Source organism: Methylopila sp. 73B, assembly GCF_000526315.1.
GTDB lineage: Bacteria > Pseudomonadota > Alphaproteobacteria > Rhizobiales > Methylopilaceae > Methylopila.
Genome location: NZ_JAFV01000001.1, coordinates 619,467 through 631,811 on the forward strand (window position 1 = coordinate 619,467; position 12,345 = coordinate 631,811).

General features: G+C 68.4%; 8 protein-coding genes. 3 read left to right on the top strand and 5 right to left on the bottom strand.

Annotation, left to right across the window (positions count from 1 at the left end; genetic code table 11):
• The first annotated feature begins 113 nt into the window (after positions 1-113).
• On the top strand, positions 114-3,626 hold the full coding sequence (mfd, locus tag K244_RS0102945; protein ID WP_020184752.1) for a transcription-repair coupling factor: 3,513 nt from the start codon (positions 114-116) through the stop codon (positions 3,624-3,626).
• A 200-nt stretch (positions 3,627-3,826) separates the two neighbouring features.
• Here mfd and K244_RS0102950 read toward each other — a convergent pair whose 3' ends face one another.
• Positions 3,827-4,387 (bottom strand): polysaccharide biosynthesis/export family protein, encoded by a 561-nt coding sequence (locus tag K244_RS0102950; RefSeq protein ID WP_020184753.1) that lies wholly within the window; start codon positions 4,385-4,387, stop codon positions 3,827-3,829.
• Between the two features lie 166 nt (positions 4,388-4,553).
• On the opposite strand from K244_RS0102950, the gene K244_RS0102955 reads away from it, so the two are divergent.
• On the top strand, positions 4,554-6,719 hold the full coding sequence (locus K244_RS0102955; protein WP_020184754.1) for an exopolysaccharide transport family protein: 2,166 nt from the start codon (positions 4,554-4,556) through the stop codon (positions 6,717-6,719).
• A 343-nt stretch (positions 6,720-7,062) separates the two neighbouring features.
• On the opposite strand, the gene K244_RS0102965 is transcribed toward K244_RS0102955, so the two are convergent.
• The 4 genes from K244_RS0102965 to K244_RS0102980 all read right to left on the bottom strand — a co-directional run bounded on the left by K244_RS0102965 (position 7,063) and on the right by K244_RS0102980 (position 10,947).
• Complete coding sequence (locus K244_RS0102965) at positions 7,063-8,301, bottom strand: GNAT family N-acetyltransferase (RefSeq protein WP_020184756.1); 1,239 nt, start codon at positions 8,299-8,301, stop codon at positions 7,063-7,065.
• Between the two features lie 75 nt (positions 8,302-8,376).
• Positions 8,377-9,789, bottom strand: a complete 1,413-nt coding sequence (locus tag K244_RS0102970; RefSeq protein WP_036305421.1) for a TadE/TadG family type IV pilus assembly protein — start codon at positions 9,787-9,789, stop codon at positions 8,377-8,379.
• Positions 9,790-9,793: 4 nt separating this feature from the next.
• The gene (locus tag K244_RS0102975; protein ID WP_020184758.1) at positions 9,794-10,369 is read right to left on the bottom strand and encodes a TadE/TadG family type IV pilus assembly protein; all 576 of its coding nucleotides are present in this window, start codon (positions 10,367-10,369) and stop codon (positions 9,794-9,796) included.
• A complete protein-coding gene (locus K244_RS0102980) occupies positions 10,369-10,947 on the bottom strand; it encodes a TadE/TadG family type IV pilus assembly protein (protein ID WP_036305424.1) in 579 nt (192 codons plus the stop codon). Before K244_RS0102980 ends, K244_RS0102975 begins: the two co-directional genes overlap by 1 nt.
• A 255-nt stretch (positions 10,948-11,202) precedes the next feature.
• Between K244_RS0102980 and K244_RS0102985 the strand changes: the two genes are divergently transcribed.
• Positions 11,203-12,249, top strand: a complete 1,047-nt coding sequence (locus K244_RS0102985) for a polysaccharide deacetylase family protein (RefSeq protein ID WP_020184760.1) — start codon at positions 11,203-11,205, stop codon at positions 12,247-12,249.
• Positions 12,250-12,345: the final 96 nt, after the last annotated feature.

Here is a 12,345-nt window from a genome sequence, read left to right on the forward strand (position 1 = left end):
AAACGCTGTCGTTTCAGATTGGATTCCGCCGTCGTCGCTTTTTCTTTCAGGGTCCCGCGTTTATGGGTCCCGGCTCAAGGCCGGGACAAGACCCCGCTTATGTTTCCGGAACGATGACCCTGAAGCCCGACGCCCTGCTGACCCTCGCCCCCGCCACCGTCACCAATGTGCCGGACGGGTTCGACGCGCTGATCCTGGCCGACCTCGCCCGCGCGGCGCGGGGCAGCCGGCACGACGCGCCCGGCGTGGTGCATGTGGCGCGCGACGGGGCGCGGCTTGCGGCGCTGGAACGGGCGCTGGCCTTCATGGCGCCGGACGTGGAGCTGCTGGTGTTCCCCGCCTGGGACTGCCAGCCCTACGACCGGGTGTCGCCGAACGCGGCGGTGGTCGCCCAGCGCACCACCACGCTCGCGCGCCTCGCGCGGACCCGCGGCGGCGACGCGCCGCGATTGGTGCTGACCACCGTCAACGCCGCGCTCCAGCGGATCGCGACCCCGGAAAGCGTCGCGCGCCAGAGCTTCTCGGCCGCGCCTGGCAACATGGTCGACCTTAAGGCTCTCGCCGAATGGCTTGAGATCAATGGCTTTTTTAGGTCTTCGACCGTCCGTGACTACGGTGAGTACGCCATCCGCGGCGGCATCGTGGATCTGTTTCCCGCCGGCCACGCCGAGCCGATCCGGCTCGACTTCTTCGGCGACACGCTGGAGTCGATCCGGCCGTTCGATCCCGAGACGCAGCGCTCCACCGGCCAGCTCCGCGCGCTCGACCTCGTGCCGATGTCCGAGGTGCAGCTCACCTCCGACACCATCCGGCGCTTCCGCCAGTCCTACGCCGCGACCTTCGGGGCGCCGGGCCGCGACGACCAGCTCTACGCCGCGATCAGCGAGGGCCGGCGCTACGCCGGGCTCGAGCACTGGTCGCCTCTGTTCCACGACGGCATGGCGACGCTGTTCGACCATCTGGCCGACGCCCGCTTCGTGCTGGATCCTCTGGCCGAAGACGCAGCGGGCGAGCGTCTCGCGCTGATCGCGGACTATTACGACGCCCGCGTCACGCAGGCGAAGCAGGACAAGGGCGGCGGCGCCTACAAGCCGCTGAAGCCCGACGCGCTCTATCTCGCCCCCGCGGAGTGGCGCGCGCGCCTCGACGAGATGGCGCCGCTGAAGCTGACGCCGTTCTCGCTGCCGGAGGGGCAGGGCGGGCGCGTGTTCGACGCCGGGGCCCGCGCCGGCCGCAGCTTCGCCGCCGAGCGCGCTGACGAAAACGCCAACGTCTTCGACGCCGTCGCGGCCCACATCCGCGCGCTGAAGGAGGACGGCAAGCGGGTCGTCGTCGCCGCCTGGAGCGAAGGCGCGCGCGACCGGCTCGGCACCGTGCTCGGCGACCACGGGCTGAAGGCGACCCGCAACGTCGCGAGCTGGCGCGACGCGATGGCGCTGCCGAAGGACGCCGTGGCGCTCGGCGTGCTGGGGCTCGAGCAGGGCTTCGAGACCGACGAGGTCGTGGTCGTCGCCGAGCAGGACATTCTGGGCGACCGGCTTGTGCGGGCGAAGGCCAAGCGCCGCCGCCCCCAGGACTATCTCACCGAAGCGGCCGGTCTCGCCGCGGGCGACCTCGTGGTGCACGTCGACCACGGCATCGGCCGCTTCGCGGGGCTGAAGACCATCGAGGCCGCGGGCGCGCCGCACGACTGCGTCGAGCTGCATTACGCCAACAACGACAAGCTGTTCCTCCCCGTCGAGAACATCGAGCTGCTGACGCGCTACGGCTCCGAGGAGACCGAGGCCGTGCTCGACCGGCTCGGCGGCGCGGGATGGCAGTCGCGCAAGGCGCGCCTGAAGAACCGCATCCGGGAGATGGCGGGCGAGCTGATCAAGATCGCCGCGGCGCGCATGACCAAGGAGGCGCCGCGCGCGGTGCCGCCGGAGGGGCTCTACGACGAGTTCTGCGCGCGGTTCCCCTACGACGAGACCGAGGACCAGCAGGCCGCGATCGACGCGGTGCTGGACGATCTCGCCGCCGGCCGGCCGATGGACCGGCTGATCTGCGGCGACGTCGGCTTCGGCAAGACCGAGGTCGCGCTGCGCGCCGCCTTCGTGGTGGCGATGACCGGGCGGCAGGTGGCGGTCATCGTGCCGACCACGCTGCTCGCCCGCCAGCACTTCAAGACCTTCGCCGAGCGCTTCCGCGGGCTGCCGCTGAAGGTGCGTCAGGCCTCGCGCTTTGTGTCCCAGAAGGAAACGACGGAGACCAAGAAGGGCCTCGCCTCCGGCGACGTCGACATCGTGGTCGGCACCCACGCGCTGCTGGGCAAGGGGATAGGGTTCAAGGACCTCGGGCTCGTGATCGTCGACGAGGAGCAGCACTTCGGCGTCGGTCACAAGGAGAAGATGAAGACGCTGAGGGCCGAGGTGCACGTGCTGACGCTCTCCGCCACGCCGATCCCGCGGACGCTGCAACTGGCGCTGACCGGCGTGCGCGAGCTCTCCATGATCGCGACGCCACCGGTCGACCGCCTCGCGGTGCGCAGCTTCGTGGCGCCGTTCGATCCGCTGATCGTGCGCGAGGCGCTGCTGCGGGAGCGCTACCGCGGCGGCCAGTCATTCTTCGTCTGCCCGCACATCGAAGACCTCGCCGCCGCCCGCAGCTTCCTCGAATCGCAGGTGCCCGAGGTGAAGTTCGTGGTGGCCAACGGCCAGATGGCGGCGGGCGACCTCGAGCAGGCGATGACCGACTTCTATGAGGGCCGCTACGACGTGTTGCTCTCGACCGCGATCGTCGAATCCGGCCTCGACATCCCGAACGCCAACACGCTGGTGGTCTACCGCGCCGACATGTTCGGCCTCGCCGCGCTCTATCAGCTCCGCGGCCGCGTGGGCCGCGCTAAGACGCGCGCCTACGCGCTGTTCACAGTGCCCGCCAACAAGGCCCCGACGGTGAACGCGGAACGCCGGCTCAAGGTGCTGCAGTCGCTGGAGGGCCTTGGGGCCGGCTTCCAGCTGGCGAGCCACGACCTCGACATCCGCGGGGCGGGCAACCTGCTGGGCGAGGAGCAGTCCGGCCACATCCGCGAGGTCGGCTACGAACTCTACCAGCAGATGCTGGAGGACGCGGTCGAGAGCCTGAAGGAGGGCGGGGCCGAGGTCGTCGCCGACCAGTGGTCGCCGCAGATCACGCTCGGCGCGCCGGTCATGATCCCCGAGGAGTTCGTCGGCGACCTCGCGATCCGCCTCTCGCTTTACCGGCGCCTCGCCGAGATCGACACCGACGAGGGGCTCGATTCCTTCGCGGCCGAACTGGTCGACCGCTTCGGCCCGCTGCCGAGCGAGGTGAAGCAACTTCTCGAGATCGCCGCCATCAAGGCGCTCTGCCGCCGCGCCAACGTGGAGAAGATCGACGCCGGGCCGAAGGGCGTGGTGCTGGCCTTCCGTGAGAATTCGTTCGCGAACCCGGACGGCCTTGTCCGCCACATTGCGATCGAAGAAGGCCCGAACGCCAAGGTCCGGCCGGACATGAAGATTGTGTTCAAGCGGGAGTGGCCGACGGTCGAGAAGCGCCTGAAGGGCGCCGCCAAGCTGCTGCGCGATTTGGTGAAAATTGCCGAGGCGGGGAAGAAGGCGGCGTAGGCGGGGCCGCGTCTTAGAGCGACGCGACATCCCAGTGCGTGCTTCGAGACGCCTCGGCTTCGCCGAGGCTCCTCAGCATGAGGACAACTAAGTTTCCTCGCACCTCCTCATGCTGAGAAGCCTGTTGAAGAGAGGCGTCTCGAAGCACGCACTTGATCTGAGAGCCAGAGAGGGCTGAGGCTCAAACCCTCAAACCGCAACTAGAACCAGCGCTCCTCCACCGTGATGGTGTCGCCCGGGCGCACGGGGTAGGTCAGCGGCACTTCGGCCTTGAACACCCGGTCGCCGTGGCGGCGGGTGAGCTCGACCTTCTTTTTCTCGGCCCGCGGCGAGAAGCCGCTGGCGATCGCGACCGCGTTCTCAGCCGTCATTCCGACGACGTAGGGGTACTGCCCGGCGCTGTTGACCTCGCCGAGGATGTAGAACGGCCGGTAGCCCTCGATCTCGACGGAGACGCTGGGGTCACGCAGGAATCCGCTCTTGAGCTTGGCTTCGAGCCCGGTGCGGACCTGGTCGGGCGTCTTGTTCACCACCGCGTAGCGGCCGACCAGCGGCATAGCGATCTGGCCGTCGGCCTCCACCGTGTAGCTGTTCGAGAGGTTGGGCTGGCCGAAGACGCTGACGCGCAACCGGTCGCCGGTGGCGAGCACGTAGGGTTCGTCGAAGGCCGCTGCGAGCGGCGGGGGCACCGCCCGCGGGCTGGAGCAGGCTCCGAGCAGCGCGGCGGCGAACGACAGGGTGAGCGTGAGGCGGGTCGACATCGGCTAAGCGAGCCTCGCGTTGAAGGTTTACGCTTCGTTACGCCCAGTAGGGTTAACAATCGGTTGTCTTCCGGTGAACATGCCCGCGGCGAGTTAACCATGCGGCAACCATAACGATGGCTTTCTGACTGCAACAAACGCCTTCGATCAGGAATCGGGAACGGACATGTCCAACCGAACGAGCACCGCGGCGGAGGACGATCGCCCCGTTGGGGGAGAGATCGATCTGCGCGCGCTTGGCCGTGGGCTGTGGCGCCGCAGGTTCTGGATCCTCGGGCCCGCGCTCGTCGTCGCCGTGCTCGCCTTCCTGTTCGTTGAGCTCACCAGCCCCTACTACCGGGCGACCGCGCTGGTTCTGATCGAGAACCGCGACCAGCTCGCGCCCGGCGGCGGCGGGCAGGCGCCCCAGCTGCCCGACGAGCAGGCGGTCGCCACCCAGGTCCAGCTGATCCAGTCGCGCGATCTCGTGCGCCAGGTCGCGGCCAAGCTCGATCTCGGCCGGGACAAGGAGTTTTCCGCCGGCGACGGTTCGTTCCTGCAGAAGCTCGTCGGGCTGGTCGGTCTGGGCGACGTGGACGGCGATCAGCCGGTGCGCGAGCAGGTGGTCGACAAGGTCGCCAAGAACCTGTCCGTCTACCCGGTGTCCGGCGCCCGCGTGATCGGGATCGAGTTCGTCTCCACCAACCCGGACCGGGCCGCCAACGTCGCGAACGGCTTCGTGGACGCCTATTTCGACATCCAGCGCGGCGCGAAGCGCGACCAGAACCGCCAGGCCGTCCAGTATCTCTCCGAAGAGATCGAGCGGATGCGCGACCGCGTCAGCGAGGCCGAGGGCAAGGTCGAGGCGTTCCGCGCCAAGGCCGGACTGCTCGTCGGCGGCGGCGGCACGACCGTCACCGCCCAGCAGCTCGGCGAGATCAACACCCAGCTCGGTTCGGCGCGCACCCAGCAGGGCGAGGCCCGCGCGAAGGCCGACCTCATCCGCGACCTCCTGCGCCAGGGCCGGCCGGCGGAAGCGCTCGACATCGCGAACTCGGACGTCGTCCGCTCGCTGGTGCAGCAGCGCTCCCAGCTCGCCGCGCAGATCGCGAGCGAGGGCCGCACGCTGCTCTCGCAGCACCCGCGGATGCGCGAACTCGCGGCGCAGCTCACCGGCCTCGACGTCTCGATCCGCACCGAGGCGGAGAAGCTTGCCCGCGCCTTCGAGAACGAAGCCAAGTCCGCCGGCGCCCGCGTGGCGGCTCTCGAAGGCAGGCTCGAAGACCAGAAGTCGGTCGCGGCCACCGCGAACGACCAGGACGTCCAGCTTCGGGCGCTCGATCGCGAGGCGCGGACCCAGCGCGACCTGCTGGAGCAGATGCTGACCCGCTACCGCGAGACCTCGGCGCGCGACAACCCCGACGCGCTGCTGGCCGACGCCCGCATCATCACGAAGGCCGCGGCGCCAAGCGAGGCCTACTTCCCCAAGAAGATTCCGACCATCGTGCTCGCGACCCTCGGCGCCTTCGTGCTGGCGCTGTTCGCGGCCGCGACCGCCGAGGTGTTCAGCGCGGCCGGCCGCCGCCCGGAAGACGAGGACGCCGCGCCGCCGCCGCCCGCGGTGGGCGAGACGCCCGTGTTCGGCCGGCTTCAGGGCGCGGCCTACCAGACGCCGACGGAGACGGCCGCCGCGCCGGCGGCGGCCCCGCCCCCGCCGGGCCTTACGCCCTCGCGGGCGGAATCGATCGAGGTCGCGGACGCGGCCCTCGTGTCGGCGCTCGCCCGGCAGCTCGCGGCCATGCCGACGTCCAGCGGCGCGCTGCGGATCCTCGCGACCGGCGCGCGCGCCGACGTGTCCGTCGACGACGTCGCGACCAATCTCGCGCGCATCCTGTCCGAATCCGGCCGCCGCGTCGTCGCCGTCGACGCCGGGGGCGGCGCGCCGCGCCTCGGCGACGAGGCCACAGGGCCGGGCCTGGCCGAACTGCTTGAAGGCTCGGTGACCTTCGCCCAGGCGATCCATCGCGACCGCGGCTCGCGGGTGCACGTGGTGCCGCGGGGCGGGACGGCCTACGCGTCGCTCGACGCGGCCGCCCAGGGGCGCCTCGGCGTGGTGCTCGAAGCGCTCGCGCTCACTTACGATTTCGTCCTGCTGTCGACGCCTGGTGGAGTCGGCGCCGCCGACGCCTTCACGCCGCATTGCGAGGCTGCGATCCTGGTCTCCAACACCGGCGCCGGCGACGTCGCGACGGTCGACGCTCACGACCGGCTGAAGGCGACGGGCATCGAGGACGTCGTGGTTCTCCTCAAGCGCGACATCGGCCCCGACGACGGGTCGCGCCTCGCCGCCTGAGCGCGCTGCGGGCCACCGGCAGCTGTCGCCCTTCGAACCCGAGGCCGGCCGGGACACGGCCTGAGCGAGATCGCCGGCGCGATCGCGGTCGCGGTCGAGCAACAGAACGCGACGACCCGCGAAATCGTCGTCGCGATTTCCGAAGCTTCGCGCGGTGCGAACGACGTATCGTCCGGGGTGGGCGACGTCGCGCGGGCGGCGGACGAGGCGGGGCGCAGGCGCCTCCCAGCTCCTCTTGGCGTCCGGCGAGCTCGCCCACCAGGCGGAGACCTTGCGGTCCGAGGTCCACAGCGTCCTTGCGACGGTCAGGGCGGCCTGACGTCCGCGAAAGGGCCCGGCGCGTTCAGTCGACGGGCTCCTTGGCCTCGGAGGTCTCCGTCGCGGCCACGGGCTTCGCCCGGAGTTTGCGGAGCCTCTCGACCAGACCGTAGGCGGTCGGATTCGCCTTGATGCGCGCCTTGGCGGCGGTCTTTGCCGCCGCCGCCGCCGCGACCGCGCGTCCCAGAGCGCTGACGCCGAAGATCGAATCGAACAGAGGTTCGCTGTCGGGGCAGTACATCTGCTTGTAGGCCGCCGCGCCGACGCCGAGGTCGAACCGGGTCATGCCGCGGGTGATCGCGTCTTCGACCATGAAGTTCAGCAGCAGCTCGCCGGGGCTGTAGCGGGCGGGATCGCCGCTCGTGATCGAGTTGAACATGCCGCACATCCGGTCGGCGTCGCAGATCACCGCGAAAGTGGCGATGACCTGTTCGTCGAGGTCGAAGCCGTAGAGGTCGACGGTGCGCCCGGCGCCGTCCAGGCCGGCGGCTGCCCGAATGAACCGGTCGACGCCCGGCACGGCGAAGGGATTGTCGACGCCGCGGGCGCCGAGGCGCTGGGCCTTCTGGCGGAAGTAGGCCTCGAGCACGCGTTCGCGGTCGTCGGCGCTTTCGGCGCGGTAGAGCCGCACCACGCCCTGCTCTTCGAACCGGCGCATCTTGCGACGCTGCGCGGAGCGCGTCTTGGCGGAGACGAAGCGCTTGAGGTGCAACTCGAGGCTTTCGGCCAGAGGGCCGCTGTAGCCTTCGTCCGGCGCCGCCTGGCGGGGCAGCGCCGCGAAGGGGTTTGGAAAGCCGTTCCACGCCATCGGCTGGTTGCGCAGGACGAACAGGTCCACGGCGCCGGCTCGCGCGGTCTCGCGGATCAGACGCGCGACCTCGCCGGCGTCGAAGGCGGCGAGCCGGTCGCGGCGGACGACGGGCATGTTGTAGTTGACGTGCGTGCCGCCGAGGAACGCAGCGGTCGTGACCCCGAACGACCGGCGCAGGCCGAAGGGCAGCAGGGCGACCGCCGCCCCGTCCCCGTCGCGCGCGACCGCGATCAGCGGCGCCGTCCGCTCATGCTCCGCGGCGTGATCGCTCCACGCTCGGAGGAACGCGGGGGTCTGGTAGGGCGTGGCGAGGGAGCGGCCAAGCAGATCGGTCCAGAGCGGCTCGACGGCCGCGACGTCGCGGTGGATCTCGATCGACGCGAAAGCAGCGCCGGCGGCAGCGCCCGCGCTGCGAAACAGTGGGCGTCCCTCAATCATGTCGACGCTGGTCATGCTGGGGTCCGATCCAGTTTCTCGCTCCGACGAACGCACGTCGAAGTTAAGGCCGCGCTAGCGCGCCGCGGTCCATCACTTGCTCACGCGGAGATTGGACAGCGTGTCCCCGATGGTCTTGAAGGCGTTGGCGAGAGAGGTCGAGTTGCCGGCGTCGAAGTAGTACGAGGTGCTGGTGGCGCAGTTTTGCATCAAGGTCTTGGTGGCGCTGGCAGGATTATTGAAGGCGACGGTGAAGACCGTTATTCCGGCAGCTTTCATTTTACCGCAGACCGCCGTGAGGCGCGCGTCAAGCTTGGGCTCGCCGGCGGATGCGGACGTGACGCCAAGGCGCCCCTCGCTTGGATAGCCGTAGGCCGTGTAGAGTCCGTCGTAGAGCGTGTTATCGCCGTCGGTCATAATGACGGCGGCCTTCGTCATTCGCTTCGTTCCGTAATCGAGCGGCAGGCTATAGGTCGCCATGTCTCCCGCCCAAGTACCCCGCCAGCTCGGCGACAGCATCCGCCAGCCCCAGACCGCGCCCATATTGATGTGTGTCGCGCCCACCGCGGTCATCTTGCTGATGCCGCTTTTTATGGTCGTCTTTACGGGGGTCATCGGGGTGATTTCTGAAGGACAGTTGATGTTAGGGCCCTTCGAAGAGTTGATGGTATAAGATTTGGTGGTCACCCATTGGCCGTTTTTCCAGTTGCTGCTGGTCGTGATCCAGTTATTGAGGTGAGGATCTGCGTCATCGTCTGGCGAGTAATAAGGTGCGAAGCGGGTGGCGGCAGTCTTCGGCGCATCGTCGGTCTGGTCATATCCGTTCGAGCGCTCTTCCACGCAGCCCCCCCAGGATGTCGTCCCCCAGTCGAGAGCGGCCACGGCGCCGGTCTTGAGCCAACTGGTATTCGACGTCCCGATATTTACGGTCTGGGAGAAGGGCACTAGCCCAACATATATATTGTTGGTCGTTGATTTCCCCGCGAATATGGAGTCCACAAGGTCATTTGCCGCCGACTTCAACGACGCTATGCTTCCGGACATCGAGCCCGTGTTGTCGAGCACGAGGGCGAGTTCGATTCCGGTCACCGCACGGGTGATCTCCGTGTAGGCGGTGACGTTCATCGTCTTCGTACCGAACAGCTGCATGAAGGTCGTCGGCAGCGACGCGGTCGCCGTCAGCGTGACGAGCGATTTGTCGGACGACACGGTCGTCTTGACGGAGGTCACCGTCGCGTTGTCGTAGCCGGCCGCGAAGTTGCTCTGGACAAATTTCAGCGCGTCGCCGTCGTAGTCCGACGTGCTGACGCGGGCGCCGACCGCAAGGCCGGCGGCGTCGAGGGCGTTGACGAGCCGCGCCCGCGCGACCACGCCACGGCCGGCGTCGAGCGAAAGCCCCATGGCGCCGAGCATGGCGAAGGCGGAGAGCCCGATGAGCGGCATCGCCGCGCCGTCTTCAGAACGGCGGAAGCGAGTGAGGAACGACAGGCGAGGGGGATTTGACATGGCGTCAGCATGGTTTCGTGGTAAGCGCGCCAAGGCGCGGCCGGAACAGGGATTGGCTATAGATGTCTGAGCTCGATTTGAAAAAGGTGCTGAATATTGGCGAAAATTTATAATATACTTCTGCTATAATTAGATTATCTTTGGTGTCCGATAGAAGTGCGGCTGAAATGGCGGCGTTTCCACCGGCGACGCCGATTTTGCTTGTCCAGGCGCTGGTGGCGGTGCTGTAGCATTGCCAGCTGACCTTCGGCTGAGTTCCGCTGAGATAGACGGACGTCACGATGGTGACGCCGGTGGATCCCGAAACGTAGCCCGGAAGGATCTGGCCGGTGGTCATGAACACCAGCGTCATGGCGTCCTTCGTCAAGGCCGTGTACTGCGAGGTGACGTCCGAGACGGCGAAGCCGACCTGCGCCACTTTCTTGTGGATCAGGACATAGCGCCCTACGTCGTACCCGCCGAGCAGCAGCAACAGGAGAACGGGGGCGGCGAGGGCGACCTCCGTGGCGGCCACGCCATCTTCCGAGCGGCCGACGCGCTTGGCGAAAGCTCCGAAAGCGCTGAGCAGGCGTGAACGCATCAGTAGGGCTCGTTCTTCACGACGGTGCGCGACGTCAGGGTGATGGGGGCGTTCGCGTTCATCCAGCGCGCGACCACAGGGGTGCGCACGGTCCAGGAGTATGTCGCCTTGAACACGACGATCTCGCCGCTCTGGCCCGCGCCGGCGCGGCCTCGGTCGGCGTCCCACTTTCCGTTGCCGTTCGTATCGGTGAACGTTTCGCCCGTGTCCCACTTGCCGTTCTTGTTCGTGTCGACGAAGTCCTCGGCCACGCCGATCTTGCTGAGATCTTCGTAGGCGAGGCTCGTGACGACGATCTTACTCGGGTCCAGATAGGACTCGGCGGCCTTCTTGATCGCAGCGGTGATGGTTGCGGCCTGCGTCGAGTTGGTGGCCGTGTACCCGGTCTTCGTGGTTCGCGCGCCTGCGAACGTGGCGTCGTCTAGCACCTGCTGCGCCGTGAGCAACAGGCCGGTCTCGATGGTGCCGACGATGAACAGCACCAGCACGGGGCCGACCATCGCGAACTCGATCGCGGTCACGCCACGGCTGTCGCGGCGGAAGTCGGCGATCCATGTCCTGAGACGGCGTGCGTGCATGGGCGAGCAACTCCCGGCGAAACGACCTGCAGGGACGTTATCGCGCACAAATATATACATCGGCTAAAAACAACCGTGTAAATCTTGATCTATTTCCAAACTTGTATTTTCATATGTGGTTAACTGTACTTCGTCCGCTGAGTATTGGCCGGTCGCCGCAAGATCGACGGACGATCGCCGTGACGGAGGTCGCCGTATGAACCGGCCGTTCACCAAATTGGGCGAAGATCAGCACGGGCGATTCGAGGGGGACGCATGGCGGGCGTGAGGACAGCGGCCTTTCGCGCGGCGTTCGCCGGGCTTCACGCGAGCCGCGCCAACAGCTGGCTGGCGCGGCGCGCGCGGGGGCTAGGCGTCGTGCTGACGCTGCACCACGTGCGCCCGTGGCGGGAGCGCGCCTTCGCGCCCAACCGGCTGCTCGAAGTCACGCCCGAGTTCCTCGACGACGCGCTCGCCCGCGCGCGCACGCTGGGCTTCGATTTCGTGTCGCTCGACGAGGCGTGGCGACGGGTCTCGGTCGGCGTCTCGCTGCGCCCCTTCCTGCACGTGACCTTCGACGACGGCTACCGCGACGTGCGCGACTTCGCGCTGCCGGTGCTTGAGCGGCATGGCGCGCCCGCCACCCTCTATGTCGCGTCGGCCTTCGCCGAGGGCGAGGCCGAGATCTGGTGGCTGGCGCTGGAGGAGGCGCTGGTCCGCGCGCGCCGCGTCGTCGTGGATCTCGGGCGGGGCGAGGCGGTGCTGTCCACCTTCTCCGCGCAGGAGAAGGCGGCGGCGTGGGACGCGATCTACTGGCGGCTGCGCTCAGGTCCGGAGGAACGGCTGCGGTCCGAGGTTCGCCGGCTGGCGGAAGAGCAGGGCGTCGACGTGTTCGGCTTCGCGCGCGATCTCTGCATGCGCTGGGACGAACTGAAGGAGGTCGCGAAGAATCCCCTGGTCGCGATCGGCGCCCACACCGTCACCCACCCGATGCTGGCGAAGCATCCGGAGGACGCGGCGCGCGCCGAGATGGCGGACAGCCGCGAGGCGATCCGGCTCAAGCTCGGCGAAGCGCCGGCGCATTTCGCCTATCCCGTCGGAGATCTCTCGGCGGCGGGCCCGCGGGAGTACGACATCGCGCGCGACCTCGGCTTCGTCACCGCCGTCACGACGCGGCCGGGGCACCTGTTCAAGCGTCACGCCGCGACGCCGACGGCGCTGCCGCGGGTCTCGCTGAACGGCCATTTCCAGACGCGCGCCGCGGTCGACGCGCTGCTCGCCGGCACACCGTTTCTAGGCCTGCGGGCGCTGGGACGCGGCTGAGCGGGCGGGCGCTCCGCCCCAGCGCGACGTCCGGCGGAGAGCACAAAAAAGGCGGGCCTGAGCCCGCCTTTTCCATCTGCAGAGACCGAAGGCCTG

Coding starts and splice junctions, on each gene's coding strand:
- K244_RS0102965 (WP_020184756.1), bottom strand. CDS start 8,301: ATGACCAGCGTCGACATGATTGAGGGACGCCCACTGTTTCGCAGCGCG.
- K244_RS0102950 (WP_020184753.1), bottom strand. CDS start 4,387: ATGTCGACCCGCCTCACGCTCACCCTGTCGTTCGCCGCCGCGCTGCTC.
- K244_RS0102970 (WP_036305421.1), bottom strand. CDS start 9,789: ATGTCAAATCCCCCTCGCCTGTCGTTCCTCACTCGCTTCCGCCGTTCT.
- K244_RS0102980 (WP_036305424.1), bottom strand. CDS start 10,947: ATGCACGCACGCCGTCTCAGGACATGGATCGCCGACTTCCGCCGCGAC.
- mfd (WP_020184752.1), top strand. CDS start 114: ATGACCCTGAAGCCCGACGCCCTGCTGACCCTCGCCCCCGCCACCGTC.
- K244_RS0102985 (WP_020184760.1), top strand. CDS start 11,203: ATGGCGGGCGTGAGGACAGCGGCCTTTCGCGCGGCGTTCGCCGGGCTT.
- K244_RS0102975 (WP_020184758.1), bottom strand. CDS start 10,369: ATGCGTTCACGCCTGCTCAGCGCTTTCGGAGCTTTCGCCAAGCGCGTC.
- K244_RS0102955 (WP_020184754.1), top strand. CDS start 4,554: ATGTCCAACCGAACGAGCACCGCGGCGGAGGACGATCGCCCCGTTGGG.